Raw genomic sequence first — 15,228 nt, forward strand, 5'->3', positions numbered from 1 at the left:
CAGAGCACCAACTACAAATATGCAGAACGATTATACAGATACGCACAAGAAAAATGTAAAAAAATTCACATTCACTCTAATAAATGCCGAATTCGGGTAGAAATATCCGTCGCGGCATTTAATGTTTGTGTGTGAGCCAGAGAGGTTTCCTCCCCAAAAGGAAGAGCATATTGATTTTCAATCAACGCATGTACCATCCGCATATGCTTGTCAGAAATCATTCCTTGCGGGGCATAAATGTAAACAGGTTTTCCTGTGCCGCAGCATTCCGAACACATGGACACGCTGTCGCCTGTCACAATCAATAGATCAGAGCAGGCTAAAATCCCAAAATAAGGGTTATCACCCTCATCCCCCCATTTGTACTGAAAGGACGCCACCGTTATTTCATTCAGAAGTGGGCTCGCAGCATCTCCGGTTCGACGCGATGTGGTCACCAGTACACTCGCCCCTTTTTCTTGCGCCATATTATTAACGGCACGCCCCAAATCACGCGCCATTTCAGCTGAGAAATCCCGATTTTTTGTTGCCCCACCCACAATTAAACCGATCCGTGGTGATGAAAGCGTCATAAAACGATCCGCCCAGTCCGATGACGCCTGCACCAGTTTGTCGGCTGTCACACGATGGGGGGCCCCAAACATTGTCATTTCATTTTCTTGCAAAGTGCCGTGTAAATCATGTGCGGGCACACAAATCAAATCAAAATCTGCCGCCCCGGCTGAACCGGGATGCATAATTTGAACAAGTTTACTTTGGCCCTGACTTTTCTTTTTTATATAACGCGCAATCGGAGCCGTCCGACGCCCGGCTGCAATCACCAAATCAGGCCAAGGTGCATTTAAAGCACGACGACTTTCAGCGGAGACGCCGCACAAGCTTGCCCCCAATAAAAAGTTGGGGAGTTTTGCCAACGCATTATAGGTAATATCCTTGCGGATAAAGGGCAAACCCAAAGCTTCCGCAACACCAAGACATTGGTTTACGTTGCCAGCCCGATCATCCAGCAACACCCATATCGTTTTCATGCTCGTCCTTGAATTCATTAACTCTGGCCCGTTTTTCTATCTACCCTTTGTTATCCTGACATGAACCATTTTGCAATTCATTCCATTTTATTGCGAGGCTTTGACTAGTTCACAACAATTGCCTATGCTGCATGAAATGGGACAATTTGGCTTTTATAAAACGCAATGAGCGATACCTCTTTTGAATTCACGGCTTCAACCGAATTCAATGACAAAGATGATGACCTGTTACAAAACCGATCCATCAAGATTTTGTTGGTCATTCTTATTTCTATCGCCATGCCCCTCACGTTATGGGCGTTGGCGCAATGGACCCATACCAACAGCCTCAATGATTTACGGCGCAAGCTCGACTCCCGTATGCAGCTTTATTCGTCCAACATCGTCAGCGAATTGGAAAAATACGAATATCTGCCTGTTATTCTGGCGCGGGATCCGATTTTAAAATCCTTATTCGAAGGCGAAATGCTGGATTTTCGCATTGATCGGGCAAACCGTCACCTCAGCGCCATTGAACAAATTGCCGAAGTCTCCGCCGTTTACGTTATGACGACACAGGGCAATACAGTTGCCGCCAGCAACTGGGACGAGGAAAATAGTTTCGTCGGGAAAAATTTTCGGTTTCGTCCCTATTTCAAAAATGCCATGCAAGGACGCACCGGACATTACTTTGCCTTGGGGACAACATCCAATATTCCCGGTTATTACCTGTCCTACCCCATCGGAGACGGCGATAAAATTGATGGTGTTGTCGTTGTGAAAGTCAGCGTCGCCCGGCTGGAAGAAGCATGGGCCCGTGCAAAAGAAGAAGTCATCGTAACAGACCGTAATGGCGTTGTTATTATTTCGGGACGGGACGAATGGCGTTTTCGAACGCTGGAAAAGCTCCGCCCGGATTTACGCCAAAGCCTGATCAATTCCCGGCAATATTCAGATGCACAGTTGATTCCTATTGAAACAGGGCGCGAACGCATTATCGACGACAATACCAAACGCATTGCCATCCGCCATCCGTTAGCCAATGGCAAAGATGCAAGCAAATGGGAAGATATCTACATACGTTCACGCCCCGTTTTAGGGACAGATTGGATCGTTCATTATATCTTTCGCGAGGCCACCTTGCGCAATGACGTGATCAATACCCTGATCATTGCCGCCTTTGCCTGGTTAATCGCTATTCTCAGTTTTCTTTATATGCTGCAACGGCGCAATATGATTAATCATCGTCTCGAATATCAGGAACGCCACCGCCAAACATTGGAAAATGCGGCGATCGAACTGGAACACCGTGTTGAACGGCGCACCAAAGCCCTGAGTGAAGCCAACAAACGTCTGGAAGAAGAAATTCAGGAACGTCATAAGGCAGAAGACGATCTGCACCGCGCCCAAGATGAATTGATACAAGCCGGGAAACTGGCCGCCCTCGGGCAAATGGCGGCCGGGATCACCCATGAGATGAACCAACCGCTGACCGCCATTCGCAGCTATGCCGACAACGCAAGTGTTTTGCTGAAACGGGACCGGCTGAACGATGTCGATTCCAATCTCGTTCAAATTTCGCAATTATGCGCACGACTGGGAAAAATTTCGGGACAACTCAAAGTCTTCTCACGCAAAACTCCTTCACAGAAAGAACCCATTAGCCTTGTTAAAGTTATGGCTGATACGTTGACATTGCTGGAAAGCAGTTCCAAATTTGAAAATACTCAAATCATCAACAACATTAAAGATCCCTCCATCAGCGTGTTGGGTGAAGCCATCCGTCTGGAACAAGTCCTGCTGAATATCCTGCGCAATGCACTGGATGCCTTGGCAGACAAAGCAGGGGCCTGTATATGGATTTCAGCCCACGCCCAAGGAACCCGTATGGTCATTCATATTCGCGATAACGGTCCCGGTTTTGAAGGAGATGACCTTGAACGTATTTTCGATCCGTTCTTCACCACCAAAGAGGTCGGCAAGGGACTTGGATTAGGACTTTCCATTTCATCACGAATCATTCAGGATTTCGGTGGTGTTCTTAAAGCGCACAATCACCCGGACGGCGGTGCCGTCTTCACCATAGAACTTTTACAGGCCGCACATGGTTGATTATCAATATAAAGGTCCCGTCCTTTTTGTAGATGACGAACTACACATTCGCCTTTCCGCAAAACAAACACTGGAATTGGCCGGTTTTGATGTGGTCTGCCTGGAAACGGCCGAAGACGCCCTGAAACAAATTCAACAAGGTTGGCCCGGTATCGTCATTTCCGATATTAAGATGCCCAACATGGACGGCCTTGCCTTTATGGAAGCGGCCCATAAGATTGATAGAAACCTGCCCATTATCCTGATCACCGGACATGGCGATGTGACAATGGCAGTGCAAGCCATGCGCGATGGGGCTTATGATTTCATTGAAAAGCCGTTTCCATCCGAATTGCTCAGTGATGTTGCCGGACGCGCAATGGAAAAACTGTCGCTCCTGCGCGAAAACCGCGCGTTGCGTGAGAAACTCAAAAGCCAAAGCGGTGTTTCTTCCAACTTTTTAGGAAAATCTCACCCTATGGAATATCTGCGCAACCTGATTGCCAATATTTCAGATACAGATACCGACGTCCTTGTCGTTGGCGAAACCGGGACAGGAAAAGAAATGGTGGCGCGCTGCCTGCATGATAACAGCAGTCGCAGTAATGGACATTTTGTGGCGGTGAACTGTGGCGCTATGCCTGACAGTATTTTTGAAAGCGAACTGTTTGGATTTGAACCAGGTGCCTTTCCCGGAACAACCAACCGCCGGATCGGTAAAATTGAATATTCCTCCGGCGGGACCCTCTTTTTAGATGAAATCGAAGCCTTGCCCATGTCCATGCAGGTAAAATTGCTGCGTGTCCTTCAGGAACGTTCCATCGAACGATTGGGGTCCAACACCGTCATCCCGCTCAATTTACGTATTGTTGCAGCTTCCAAAGCCAATTTATTGGATGAGGTCGAAAAAGGAAACTTTCGCGAAGACCTTTATTATCGTCTCAGCGTGGTTGTTATAGAAACGCCACCATTGCGCGATTGGCGCGAAGATATCCCCGTTCTGTTCCAGCATTTCGTGGAGGAAGCCGCCCAACGCATGTCGCGCGACGCCAACGAGATTAAACAAGGGCAATTACAAGCCCTGATGCAACATAACTGGCCCGGCAACGTGCGCGAACTTAAAAACGCCGCCGAACGATATGTCTTAAGCGGTGGGCAAAATCCTTTAACCATGCGTTTGTCATCCACAAGCAGTGATGAACAAAATCTGCCGGAAAAAGTCGAAGCCTTTGAAAAAGGGCTTATCATGCAAGCCTTGGAAAAATCCAATGGCTGCATAAAAGATGCGATGGAAATTTTGGGCATCCCGCGCAAAACACTCAGTGATAAACTCAAAAAATACGAAATTGATCGCGCCGACTTTACATAAAGTTAGCCCCTGCCCCTAAAGTGAGAAAAAATCAAGCAAAAGCGGTATTACCACTCTTGCGAATCTGGTAAATCTGCCATGCGATTCTTGCATGACTGCGACAATGTTCATTTGCCGAACAATTGAATTGGCGGAAATCCGCCACGCCTTTTCTGACGCATGAGCGGAATTCCATCCAGCCTATGCAAAAAACGTAAGAAAATATCGATTGCTGCGCTGCACACCTTATTTTTTGCGGGTTTTCTCAATTTTCGTCCTTCTATTCAGCCCCACATTTTGAAATCTTATGGGTACTTTCTTTGCTTAAAGTTTCAAACTCTGGTGAGGGCGGCAACGGGAGTATCGTCGAATAGACTGTTTTTCAGTCCATAAACGACACGCCGCCCCCACTCTTTTATTAATTGGGAGGAATATTCCTTATGCGTAAACTTACTGCCGGCCTTTTTGCTGCCGCCGCTATGATGACGGCAACTGTTGCAACAGCAGCAGAGCCGATCGTAATCAAGTTTTCTCACGTTGTTGCTGAAAACACACCGAAAGGTCAAATGGCCAATAAATTCCGCGATCTGGTTGCAGAACGTCTGGGTGGCAAAGTAACAGTCGAAGTTTACCCGAGTTCACAGCTCTACGGTGATAACAAAGTTCTTGAAGCAATGTTGTTAGGCGATGTTCAAATCGCTGCACCGTCTTTGTCTAAATTCAAAAAATACACAAAGAAAATGCAACTTTTTGATCTGCCGTTCCTGTTTAAAAACATGGAAGCTGCTGAAAAATTCCAGCAAGGTGAAGCTGGTCAAAAACTGTTGAGTTCTATGAAACGCAAAGGCGTCGTCGGTTTGGGTTACCTGCACAATGGTATGAAGCAAATCTCCGCTTCCAAACCGCTACGTGTTCCTGCTGATGCAAACGGCTTGAAATTCCGCATCATGCCTTCTGACGTTCTGTCTGCCCAGTTCGAAGCTGTAAATGCTGTTCCGTTGAAAAAACCGTTCTCTGAAGTATTTACACTGCTGCAAACCAAAGCGATCGACGGTCAAGAAAACACTTGGTCAAACATCTATTCCAAGAAATTCTTTGAAGTTCAGGAATATATCACAGCCTCTGACCACGGTCTGCTGGACTACCTGGTTGTAACGTCTGCTGAATTCTGGGACGGCCTGCCGGACGACGTTCGCGCTGAAGTGAAAAAAGCTATGGATGAAGCCATTGCATTTGGTAACAAAATTGCGGGTGAAAAAGCCATTAACGACCGTAAAGCGATTGAAGAATCCGGTCGTTCCAAAGTTATCGACCTGACTGATGCTGAACGTCAGCAGTGGGTTGAAGCTATGAAGCCTGTATGGGCTAAATTCGAAGGTGATGTCGGTAAAGACCTCCTCGACGCTGCAATCGCAGCCAATAACTAAGCTGTCTGCTAAAAAAACACCCCTCAGAAAACTTCGGTTTTTTGAGGGGTGTTTCCTTAACTACACTTACCATTAACACAAACAATTATTTTAGGGCATTGTGATGGTTGCAAAATTAACACGCAATTTAGAAGAAGGGGTTCTGAGCTTTTTGCTTGTAACCATGACCCTTCTCGTATTTGTCGAAGTTGTCCTGCGTTTCGGCTTTAACACCGGCATTCACTGGGTACAGGAAGTCACCTTGCATACGTCTGCCTGGTTTGTTCTGTTCGGTATTTCCTATGGCGTTAAAGTGGGTGCACACATCGGGGTTGATGCGGTCGTTCGCCTTCTTACACCGGAAGTCAAACGCATTGTCAGTATCGTAGCCGTTCTGCTTTGCCTGCTTTATTGCGGTTTAATTATGTACGGCGGCTGGATTTATCTTGCAAAAGTGTACAGCATCGGCCTGGCGATGGAAGACACCCCCACCCCTGGTATTTTACAAGCCATAATCCCCGAACATATGATGTGGGATGTTTTCAAAATTGATGAAGAAGACCCACTGCTTCCTATGTGGTTTGCCCACGGCCCTCTTTTAATTGGCTTTATTTTACTGACAATCCGCTTTTTGGATGTCTTGAAAAAACTCATTACAGGTGAATGGATGGAAATGCATATGGCTGACGAAGCGAAAGAAGCACTCGAAGAAGCTGGCGTCAGCAGTGATGTTAAAATGTATGATGACGCCGAGGAGACCAAATAATGACCATTGCATTCCTTTTCGTCACTCTATTTGGCTGCATGTTTTTGGGCATGCCGATCGCAATTGCGCTGGGCTTGTCCTCTGTCAGTACGATTTTGTTGTTCTCGGACGACTCTCTGGCTTCCATTGCTTTAAAACTGTTTGAAGCTCTGTCCGAACATTACACCCTACTTGCAATCCCGTTCTTTATTCTGTCTTCCGCCTTCCTCTCCACCGGGGGCGTTGCCAAACGTTTGATCCGTTTTGCCGTCGCGGTCGTCGGTCATATTAAGGGCGGTTTGGCAATGGCATCCGTTCTGGCTTGTATGCTGTTTGCCGCCGTTTCCGGTTCAAGCCCTGCTACCGTTGCTGCCATTGGTTCCATCGTTATCGCGGGTATGGTCAAATCTGGTTATCCCGAAAAATTCGGCGCAGGTGTTATCGCCAACGCCGGGACCTTGGGTATCCTGATCCCGCCGTCAATCGTAATGTTGGTTTATTCTGCCGCAACAGAAGTCTCTGCCTCTAAAATGTTCATGGCCGGTTTTGTTCCCGGTATCATGATGGGCCTGATTTTGATGGTTGCCATTTACATTGCTGCGCGTGTGATGAAATTGCCGTCACAGCCCTTCCCCGGTATCAAAGAATTGTTCAATTCAATGATCAGTGCGATGGGCGGGATTATGTTGATCGTCATCGTTCTGGGCTCTATTTACGGCGGGATTGCCTCGCCAACAGAAGCCGCTGCCGTTTCTGCTGTTTATGCTTTCTTCGTTTCCGTCTTCGTCTATCGCGACATGGGACCATTGAAAGAAAAAGCCTGGCAGAATGAAGGCGAAAACGGTGTTGTTCTTGCTGGACGTGCAATCATGCAATCCATTGTTGCGCTACCGAAGTGCGTCAATGACCCTGATGTCCGCAAAGTACTGGTCGATGCAACCAAAGTTTCCATTATGTTGCTGTTCATCATCGCCAATGCCATGTTGTTCGCACACGTCCTGACCACAGAACGCATTCCGCACCATATTGCTGAATATATCGTTGGCTGGGGCTTGCCGTGGTGGGGCTTCCTGATCGTGGTCAACCTGTTGTTGCTGGCTGCCGGTAACTTCATGGAACCCAGTGCCATTATCCTCATCATGGCACCTATCTTGTTCCCCATCGCCACACAATTGGGGATCGATCCGATCCACCTCGGTATCATCATGGTTGTCAACATGGAGATCGGTATGATTACACCGCCTGTTGGATTGAACCTGTTCGTTACCGCAGGGATTACGGGCCATTCTATCGGTTGGGCGGTCAAAGCGGCCTTACCGTGGCTGTCCTTGTTGCTCCTCTTCTTGATCCTGATCACTTACATCCCGCAGATTTCACTCTTCCTGCCGGAGTTCTTCGATCAACTTCAGGGATACAAATAAGACTCTCTTCGACATCGGAGTCTCCCTTGGGCCGCTTTCACAGCGGCCCAACATTGTTAACAAACCCCGTCATTCTTGGCGGGGTTTGTTGTTATTCAATACCTGACCTATGGACGATTTTTATAACGTGAATCACAAAGGCCTCGCTAATGCGAGGCCTTTGTCCGGAAACCCGTTTTTTCGCAATTATGAGGCCGCTTTGGCGAGCCTGCGACGATCCCGCAAGGAACGCACGGTTTTTCGTCCATCCCCCGTCGGTTGGTAAAAGGTCGTCATTTCCTTTTGTGCATCCAGCCAAATGGCCAAGGCTTTATTATCACCTGCCTTGATATCAAACGCATCAAATCCGCAACGGTGCATCAAAAAGACTTGATCACGCAAAACATCACCAATCGCGCGAATTTCACCATCAAAGCCATGACGTTCACGTAACAGGCGCGCGTAGCTATACGCCCGACCATCGGTAAAGGCCGGAAACGTCAACGCGATCACTTGAAAAAAAGCGAGATCATCGACAATCTGATCCGGGTTTTCGCCACTTTTCAAAACAATCCCCAAACCATCACTGCGTTTAAGAAGCGTTTCACGATCATTCTTCCATCGTGTCAAAGAAACGATGATATCACCATTTGGCAGGTCATCTTCATCTTGAACAAATATCCATTTGTCTTCGATGACCAAATTGTTTTTAACGAGTGCCATAGAGAGCCTCCTTAAACGGCGTGTCACCGACACGGTTATAAGCATCAAGGAATGTTTCTTCGCTGTTTTCACGCAAAGATAGATAGGTATTGATCACCCTTTCCACCGCATCAACGATTTCATCGGTTGAGAAACCTGCACCCAGAATTTTGCCGATCTTCGCATGTTCATCTGCGCGACCACCCAAGGTGATCTGGTAAAATTCCTGACCTTTTTTATCGACACCTAAAATGCCGATATGACCAACGTGGTGGTGAGTACAGGCATTGATACAGCCAGAAATCTTAATCTGGATTTTACCAATATCATGCTGACGGTCCAGTTCCCCAAATCGTTCACTGATACGTTGGGCCAACGGAATGGACCGTGAATTTGCCAGCGCACAGTAATCCAGCCCCGGACAAGCGATCAAATCCGTGATTAAACCTGAATTCGGCGTTGCCAACCCTTGTTCCTTCAATCCTTGCCACAAGGCATAAAGGTCCGAACGTTTCACATGGGCAAGAACAAGGTTTTGCTCATGCGTGGAACGAATTTCGCCGAAACTGAATTGGTCAGCCATATCTGCCAACGCATCCATTTGAACATGCGAGATATCACCGGGAATGCCGCCGATCGGTTTCAGAGAAATATTGGCAATGGCATAGCCCTGTTGCTTATGCTCACGCACATTGTTTTGTACCCAGTAAGCAAATTCCTGATCACTGCCAACTTTTTCTGCAAATTCCGCACTCAAACTCGGTAATTTTTCAAAAGCAGGCGGGGCGAAATAACTACGCAAGCTGTCGATTTCCTCAGGGGAAACCTGCAACGCGCTGTCACGGATGTGTTCCCATTCTTTCTCTACCAGATTGGCAAATGTCTCCGCACCGATTTCATGGACCAGAATTTTCACGCGGGCTTTATATTTGTTATCGCGACGCCCAAACTGGTTATAAACGCGTAAAATCGCTTCCAGATAAGATAACAAGTCTTCTTTGGGTAAGAACTCGCAAATGGTTTTCCCAACCATCGGTGTACGGCCTAAACCGCCGCCGACCATCACTTCAAAACCAAGTTCGCCTTGATCGTCACGACGAATACGCAGGCCGATATCATGTACAGCGACCGCTGCGCGATCTGTTGGCGAACCGGTCACTGCCATCTTGAATTTACGCGGCAAATAAGTAAATTCGGGATGCATAGTTGACCATTGACGGATCAATTCACACCACGGACGCGGGTCTTCCAGCTCATCAAAGGCCGCACCGGCATATTGATCGGTTGTCGTGTTACGAATACAGTTGCCACTGGTTTGAATGGCATGCATCTGGACTTTCGCCAAATCGTTCAAAATATCGGGAATATCCACAAGCTTGGGCCAGTTGAACTGGATATTCTGACGTGTCGTAAAATGCCCGTACCCTTTATCGTAATTACGTGCAACATAAGCAAACTGGCGCAATTGTGTGCTGTTGAATGTCCCGTAAGGAATGGCAACACGCAGCATATAGGCATGCAGTTGCAAATAAACGCCGTTCATCAGGCGCAACGGGCGGAATTCTTCTTCGCTTAATTCGCCACTCAGGCGGCGGTTGACCTGATCGCGAAACTGCGCGACACGTTCGTCCACCAGTTGCTGATCGTAATCATCATACTTATACATTATCGTTATTCCTAGATTTACTGCGCCTGATAACCAAGGTCGGGACGAACCGACGGCCCCTTGGTTCGAATCATTTCACGGTAACGCACGGGGATCAAACCACCTTCGCCTTCCTCAACGTCAATCAGATAAGGACCGACGACAACCAACTGATTCTTCGAACAAGAGGCCTGCTTGAGCAAAGCCTCCCCTTTTTCAACATCATCCAGTGTTGTCGCCTGATTAATGTTGGTATGCCATTCTCCGCTGGCGTTATAAAAAACAGCAAGCCCATTATCCAGGCGGTTCGCTGTAATGACTTGTAGGGACATAATCAAAAGCCTCAGTTTGTCTTGTTTCCTGCCATGCTATACCACAGCTTTGCAAACTATATGAGCGCATTTTATTAATTAGTCAATATTTTTTGTTATTTATTTTAAATATACATTTTTATTATGTTTAATTGTCAACTTGCCGTTTAGTAAACATCCCCCTTGATTCCAAAGCCATTTTATTAGAACCTACACTCATACCCTTAAGGAACAATACGAAGGACGGAAGTTTCGTGCAGCCCATTTACGTATATCTTATCGATGATGATCAAGACTTGCTGGATTATCTCGAAACTGCGATGACATCCGACGAACGCCAGATAATTACTTTTTCCTCTGCCCAGTCTTTTCTGTCGCAGGTAGAAAACGTAAATCCAGCTGGTTGCGTCGTTCTGGATGTCAATATGCCGGAAATGGATGGACTGGAACTTCAAGCCAAACTTAATGAAATGAAGTTTGCCCTGCCCATTATTTTCCTGACAGCCCATGCCGAAGTACCGATGGCGGTAAAAGCCATGCAGGCTGGTGCGGTTGATTTTATTCAAAAACCCGTCCAACCCGAAGAACTCATCAACTGTATTTCGCGTGTGATTGATACGCCCCAAACAAAATTACCCAGCGCCGAAGAAACTGACCTGATTAAAAAGACTGTTTCGGAATTAACCCCGCGTGAACGTGAAGTTATGACATTGATCGTCAAGGGGGCTTCCAATAAAGAAGCAGCACAATCTTTAGACATCAGCCCACGGACTGTTGAAATTTACCGCGCAACCGTCATGCGTAAAATGGACTCGGCCAACCTGCCTGATCTGGTTCGCAAAGCCATCGCAATCGGAATGTGACATGCGCTATCTCTGGACCTTGCTTTGTGCCTTGTTGCTCTTCAGCACAAGTGCCGTTGCGGAGCATGGCGAGACAGCGAAACACGCAGAGACAGATAAAACAGTCTTGCTGACCATTCACTTCCCGCCTTACATCATTAACGAGGACAATTCTAAACTCAGTGGTTTTGATGTCGAGGTTGCCCGTGAAGCATTTCAACGGATGCACGAACCGTTGGAAATTAAGATCGTTCCCTGGCGCCGCGCCCTTGCCTCTACGGAACAGGGGGTTGCCAACGGTATCCTCACTTGCAGTCCCCGACAAATCTTTCTTATGTCCGACCCGATCAGTACGGCAACAGATGCGTTATTTCTGAATGCGGATCATAATTTCAGGGATTATCCGATTTCCTCAGTTGAAGATTTAATCAAATATCCCGACCTTAAAATTGGCGGGGTTGCCGGATATCGCCAGTTAAAGTTGCTTGATCAGTATGGATTGCCTTATGATACATCCCCAGACGACAGTACCGCCTTCAAAAAACTATTTGCCGGGCGGATCAATGTTTTCCTTACAATTAAGGAATTTGGCGAATATACGCTCCAACAGCTACAACTATCCCGACTGATCAAAATCATTCCCATACGCAGCAAGCAATATCATATCTGTTTCAGTAAAGCGCGGCCCGACACACACGACCTTATCCAGCGTTTCAATAAAGCACTGGCTACAATGCACGCGGATGGAACCTACCAAGCCATCCATGATAGATATAAATAATCGCTGTTTTCTTACCATATCACTTGACATACCCCCCTCTTAAATGCCATTTCACGCTGTCTGATTGGACGATATTAGACCTTCCTTGGAATTCAAGAAAAGAGACGAGCGAAAGATGCATCCCTATCGCACACATAAATGTAATGAGCTGCGCGCAGAAAACGCAGGTGACGTTGTCCGCCTTTCCGGCTGGATCCATTCCAAACGCGATCACGGCAACCTGCTGTTTATTGATTTGCGCGACCACTACGGCATGACCCAGTGCGTCATCGATATTTCTTCCGACCTCTTCAAAATCGCAGAAGAAGCGCGTGTTGAAAGCGTTCTCACCGTCACAGGTAAAGTCGTAAAACGGACGGCTGAAACCGTTAACCCGGAAATGCCGACAGGTGAAATTGAAATTTATATGGACGAAGTTGTCCTTGAATCGGCTTGTGCCGTTCTGCCCATGCAAGTCGCTGGCAACGAAGAAGCCGGAGAAGAAATTCGCTTGCGTCATCGCTTCCTTGATTTGCGCCGCGAACAACTGCACAACAACATCAAGCTGCGCTCCAACGTTATTTCTGAAATCCGCCGCCTGATGACGGCTCAGGATTTCATGGAAATCCAGACACCGATCCTGACAGCCTCTTCCCCGGAAGGCGCGCGTGATTATCTGGTACCGGCACGTAACCATCCCGGCAAGTTTTATGCCTTGCCGCAAGCCCCGCAACAGTTCAAACAATTGTTGATGGTCTCCGGTTTTGACCGTTATTTCCAAATTGCGCCCTGCTTCCGTGATGAAGATGCACGTGCAGACCGTTCACCGGGCGAGTTCTACCAGCTCGACTTCGAAATGGCATATGCGACACAAGAAGACGTATTTGCAGCCATCGAACCCGTCATGCATGAAATCTTCACCAAGTTCGGCAATGGTCGCGATGTCACACCACTGCCTTTCCCGCGCATCCCTTATAAAGAGTCCATGCTGAAATACGGCTGTGACAAACCTGATCTGCGCAACCCGATCATCATCGCCGATGTGACCGAAGCATTCCGCGATTCAGGTTTCGGCCTGTTTGCCAAACTGGTCGCGGCAGGTAACGTTGTGCGCGCCATTCCAGCACCGGGTGCAGCGTCACGTCCGCGCAGCTTCTTCGACAAGCTCAATAACTGGGCACGTGACGAAGGCAAAGGTGGCCTGGGCTACATCGCAATTGACGAAGATGGCAACGGCAAAGGCCCGATTGCAAAAAATCTGGATGACGACCGCGTTAAATCCATTTTGGAAACCTGCGGTCTGGGTAATGGCGACGCTGTCTTCTTTGCCTGCGGCAGTGAACATGACGCAGCCAGCTTTGCCGGTGTCGTGCGGACCCGTGTCTGTGACGAACTGGACCTGCTGGAACAAAATAAATTCAACTTCTGCTGGGTTGTTGACTTCCCGATGTATGAATTGAACGAAGATACCGGCAAGATTGACTTCTCTCACAACCCGTTCTCTATGCCCCAAGGTGGTATGGAAGCGCTGGAAAGTCAGGAACCATTGGATATTCTGGCATGGCAGTACGATATCGTTTGTAACGGGATCGAATTGTCATCTGGTGCCATTCGGAACCATAAACCGGAAATCATGTACAAAGCTTTCGGTTTGGCAGGTTATGAAGCAGACGTCGTGGAAAAAGAATTTGGCGGCATGCTGCGCGCATTCAAATTCGGCGCACCGCCTCACGGTGGTTGCGCACCGGGTATCGACCGTATGGTCATGCTGTTGGCTGACGAACCGAACATTCGTGAGGTTATCGCCTTCCCGATGAACCAGCGCGCAGAAGATCTTCTGATGCAAGCACCCAGCGAAGTTTCCGTCGAACAACTTCGTGAACTGCACATCAAGCTGAACCTTCCCAAAGAAAAAGTGAAGGTAGAAAAAACCAGCGAAGTTGAAAAAGAAGCTGAATAATCAGATCTTATAAAAAATCAAATGAAGAACGCGGCTCCCCAAAAAGGGGCCGCGTTTTTTCATGCCAATAAAAAGAAAACCATGCCGAGTAAATCCCCCCTTATCTTAATCAGCCTGATCTTTATCCTTTCAGGTTGTGCCGCCCCGCCTGCCCTGCAAATTCTTAGCCTTGCACTGGATGGCATTTCTTACATCACCACCGATAAAACATTGACCGATCATGGCTTATCAGCGCTTACACAAAAAGATTGCAAGTTGTTGCGCAGCCTACAGGATCAAGAGATTTGTCAAAAAGAAAATCAAGTCCCTCAACCCGAAACAACGCAAGATCAAGCTAAGCTTGCCGCTGCAAAACCGAGCGAACCAACGGTACAGTAATCGGTCGTTTCTCAGACAGGGCAAATCGGTCAATTTCCTGAACCAGTTCGCGGGCTTGGGCAAAGGAACGTTCCATACGTGTCAGCATATAGGCAATCACGTCGCGTTCTACCTTGACCTGCCTGTCACTGAATAATTTGACCAATACCGCTTCCATCAGCGCATCGTCCGGCTGCCCGATTTCCACCACCGGTGCAGCCCCCAAACGGGATTTAAGGTCGGGTAAGGTGATCCCCCATGCGTTTGGCGGATTTTTTGCCGTCAACAATAGCGTGGCATCATTTTCTTTGGCGTAGTTATAAAGATGGAACAACGCCTGTTGATAATCTTCGACCCATTGATCGACATCTTCCAAGACGCCCGCTTGTGCCCCCTGCATCACCTGATAAGGGTCCAAAGACAGTGTCACGTTAATTGCCCCTGTGGCTTGCCTGAAAACTTCTGCCAGATGGGTTTTTCCGCAACCGGCTTCACCATAAATCACGACAAAGGGAGCAGGCCAATCCGGCCAACGATCCAGCCATGCGACCGCCTGCGCGTTTGATGCACTCACCAGAAAATCTTCCCCCGACATAGAGGGACGATAATCAAATTCCAAAGGAAGCTGGGGCGAACTGGACACAATTTACCGTC

Annotated in this window: 14 protein-coding genes; 9 read left to right on the forward strand and 5 right to left on the reverse strand. The window is 47.8% G+C overall.

What is annotated here, in order from left to right; all coding sequences use genetic code 11:
• Positions 1-71: 71 nt before the first annotated feature.
• A complete protein-coding gene (locus tag ACN0VA_RS07615) occupies positions 72-1,028 on the reverse strand; it encodes a mitochondrial fission ELM1 family protein (RefSeq protein ID WP_417820570.1) in 957 nt (318 codons plus the stop codon).
• A 165-nt stretch (positions 1,029-1,193) separates the two neighbouring features.
• On the opposite strand from ACN0VA_RS07615, the gene ACN0VA_RS07620 reads away from it, so the two are divergent.
• The 5 genes from ACN0VA_RS07620 (at position 1,194) to ACN0VA_RS07640 (ending at position 8,018) form a co-directional block, all read left to right on the forward strand.
• Positions 1,194-3,119: a sensor histidine kinase gene (locus ACN0VA_RS07620; protein WP_417820571.1), complete on the forward strand. Its 1,926-nt coding sequence runs from the start codon at positions 1,194-1,196 to the stop codon at positions 3,117-3,119.
• Entirely contained in the window at positions 3,112-4,467 is a 1,356-nt protein-coding gene (locus ACN0VA_RS07625) for a sigma-54-dependent transcriptional regulator (RefSeq protein WP_417820572.1), read from the forward strand. Before ACN0VA_RS07620 ends, ACN0VA_RS07625 begins: the two co-directional genes overlap by 8 nt.
• 419 nt (positions 4,468-4,886) lie before the next feature.
• Complete coding sequence (locus ACN0VA_RS07630; RefSeq protein ID WP_417820573.1) at positions 4,887-5,873, forward strand: TRAP transporter substrate-binding protein; 987 nt, start codon at positions 4,887-4,889, stop codon at positions 5,871-5,873.
• A 103-nt stretch (positions 5,874-5,976) separates the two neighbouring features.
• On the forward strand, positions 5,977-6,618 hold the full coding sequence (locus tag ACN0VA_RS07635) for a TRAP transporter small permease (RefSeq protein WP_417820574.1): 642 nt from the start codon (positions 5,977-5,979) through the stop codon (positions 6,616-6,618).
• Positions 6,618-8,018 carry a TRAP transporter large permease gene (locus tag ACN0VA_RS07640; protein ID WP_417820575.1) on the forward strand — a complete coding sequence of 467 codons (1,401 nt, stop codon included), beginning with the start codon at positions 6,618-6,620 and terminating at the stop codon, positions 8,016-8,018. Before ACN0VA_RS07635 ends, ACN0VA_RS07640 begins: the two co-directional genes overlap by 1 nt.
• Before the next feature lie 186 nt (positions 8,019-8,204).
• On the opposite strand, the gene ACN0VA_RS07645 is transcribed toward ACN0VA_RS07640, so the two are convergent.
• Genes ACN0VA_RS07645 through ACN0VA_RS07655 form a run of 3 tightly spaced genes read right to left on the reverse strand, consistent with a single transcriptional unit; the run spans position 8,205 to position 10,676 of the window.
• Positions 8,205-8,720 (reverse strand): DUF934 domain-containing protein, encoded by a 516-nt coding sequence (locus tag ACN0VA_RS07645; protein WP_417820576.1) that lies wholly within the window; start codon positions 8,718-8,720, stop codon positions 8,205-8,207.
• Positions 8,707-10,365 carry a nitrite/sulfite reductase gene (locus tag ACN0VA_RS07650; RefSeq protein ID WP_417820577.1) on the reverse strand — a complete coding sequence of 553 codons (1,659 nt, stop codon included), beginning with the start codon at positions 10,363-10,365 and terminating at the stop codon, positions 8,707-8,709. Before ACN0VA_RS07650 ends, ACN0VA_RS07645 begins: the two co-directional genes overlap by 14 nt.
• A 17-nt stretch (positions 10,366-10,382) precedes the next feature.
• A complete protein-coding gene (locus ACN0VA_RS07655) occupies positions 10,383-10,676 on the reverse strand; it encodes a DUF2849 domain-containing protein (RefSeq protein ID WP_417820578.1) in 294 nt (97 codons plus the stop codon).
• A gap of 233 nt (positions 10,677-10,909) precedes the next feature.
• On the opposite strand from ACN0VA_RS07655, the gene ACN0VA_RS07660 reads away from it, so the two are divergent.
• The 4 genes from ACN0VA_RS07660 (at position 10,910) to ACN0VA_RS07675 (ending at position 14,595) form a co-directional block, all read left to right on the forward strand.
• On the forward strand, positions 10,910-11,518 hold the full coding sequence (locus ACN0VA_RS07660) for a response regulator transcription factor (protein ID WP_417820579.1): 609 nt from the start codon (positions 10,910-10,912) through the stop codon (positions 11,516-11,518).
• 1 nt (position 11,519) lies between these two features.
• Entirely contained in the window at positions 11,520-12,278 is a 759-nt protein-coding gene (locus ACN0VA_RS07665) for a substrate-binding periplasmic protein (RefSeq protein ID WP_417820580.1), read from the forward strand.
• Positions 12,279-12,393: 115 nt separating this feature from the next.
• The gene (gene aspS, locus ACN0VA_RS07670; protein ID WP_417820581.1) at positions 12,394-14,217 is read left to right on the forward strand and encodes an aspartate--tRNA ligase; all 1,824 of its coding nucleotides are present in this window, start codon (positions 12,394-12,396) and stop codon (positions 14,215-14,217) included.
• A 21-nt stretch (positions 14,218-14,238) separates the two neighbouring features.
• A complete protein-coding gene (locus tag ACN0VA_RS07675) occupies positions 14,239-14,595 on the forward strand; it encodes a hypothetical protein (protein ID WP_417820582.1) in 357 nt (118 codons plus the stop codon).
• On the opposite strand, the gene ACN0VA_RS07680 is transcribed toward ACN0VA_RS07675, so the two are convergent.
• Positions 14,552-15,217 carry an HdaA/DnaA family protein gene (locus ACN0VA_RS07680; protein WP_417820583.1) on the reverse strand — a complete coding sequence of 222 codons (666 nt, stop codon included), beginning with the start codon at positions 15,215-15,217 and terminating at the stop codon, positions 14,552-14,554. The two genes, ACN0VA_RS07675 and ACN0VA_RS07680, sit on opposite strands and share 44 nt — an antisense overlap.
• Positions 15,218-15,228: the final 11 nt, after the last annotated feature.

This window comes from Terasakiella sp. (genome assembly GCF_048267425.1).
Lineage (GTDB): Bacteria > Pseudomonadota > Alphaproteobacteria > Rhodospirillales > Terasakiellaceae > Terasakiella.

Coding starts and splice junctions, on each gene's coding strand:
- ACN0VA_RS07615 (WP_417820570.1), bottom strand. CDS start 1,028: ATGAAAACGATATGGGTGTTGCTGGATGATCGGGCTGGCAACGTAAAC.
- ACN0VA_RS07620 (WP_417820571.1), top strand. CDS start 1,194: ATGAGCGATACCTCTTTTGAATTCACGGCTTCAACCGAATTCAATGAC.
- ACN0VA_RS07625 (WP_417820572.1), top strand. CDS start 3,112: ATGGTTGATTATCAATATAAAGGTCCCGTCCTTTTTGTAGATGACGAA.
- ACN0VA_RS07630 (WP_417820573.1), top strand. CDS start 4,887: ATGCGTAAACTTACTGCCGGCCTTTTTGCTGCCGCCGCTATGATGACG.
- ACN0VA_RS07635 (WP_417820574.1), top strand. CDS start 5,977: ATGGTTGCAAAATTAACACGCAATTTAGAAGAAGGGGTTCTGAGCTTT.
- ACN0VA_RS07640 (WP_417820575.1), top strand. CDS start 6,618: ATGACCATTGCATTCCTTTTCGTCACTCTATTTGGCTGCATGTTTTTG.
- ACN0VA_RS07645 (WP_417820576.1), bottom strand. CDS start 8,720: ATGGCACTCGTTAAAAACAATTTGGTCATCGAAGACAAATGGATATTT.
- ACN0VA_RS07650 (WP_417820577.1), bottom strand. CDS start 10,365: ATGTATAAGTATGATGATTACGATCAGCAACTGGTGGACGAACGTGTC.
- ACN0VA_RS07655 (WP_417820578.1), bottom strand. CDS start 10,676: ATGTCCCTACAAGTCATTACAGCGAACCGCCTGGATAATGGGCTTGCT.
- ACN0VA_RS07665 (WP_417820580.1), top strand. CDS start 11,520: ATGCGCTATCTCTGGACCTTGCTTTGTGCCTTGTTGCTCTTCAGCACA.
- aspS (WP_417820581.1), top strand. CDS start 12,394: ATGCATCCCTATCGCACACATAAATGTAATGAGCTGCGCGCAGAAAAC.
- ACN0VA_RS07675 (WP_417820582.1), top strand. CDS start 14,239: ATGAAGAACGCGGCTCCCCAAAAAGGGGCCGCGTTTTTTCATGCCAAT.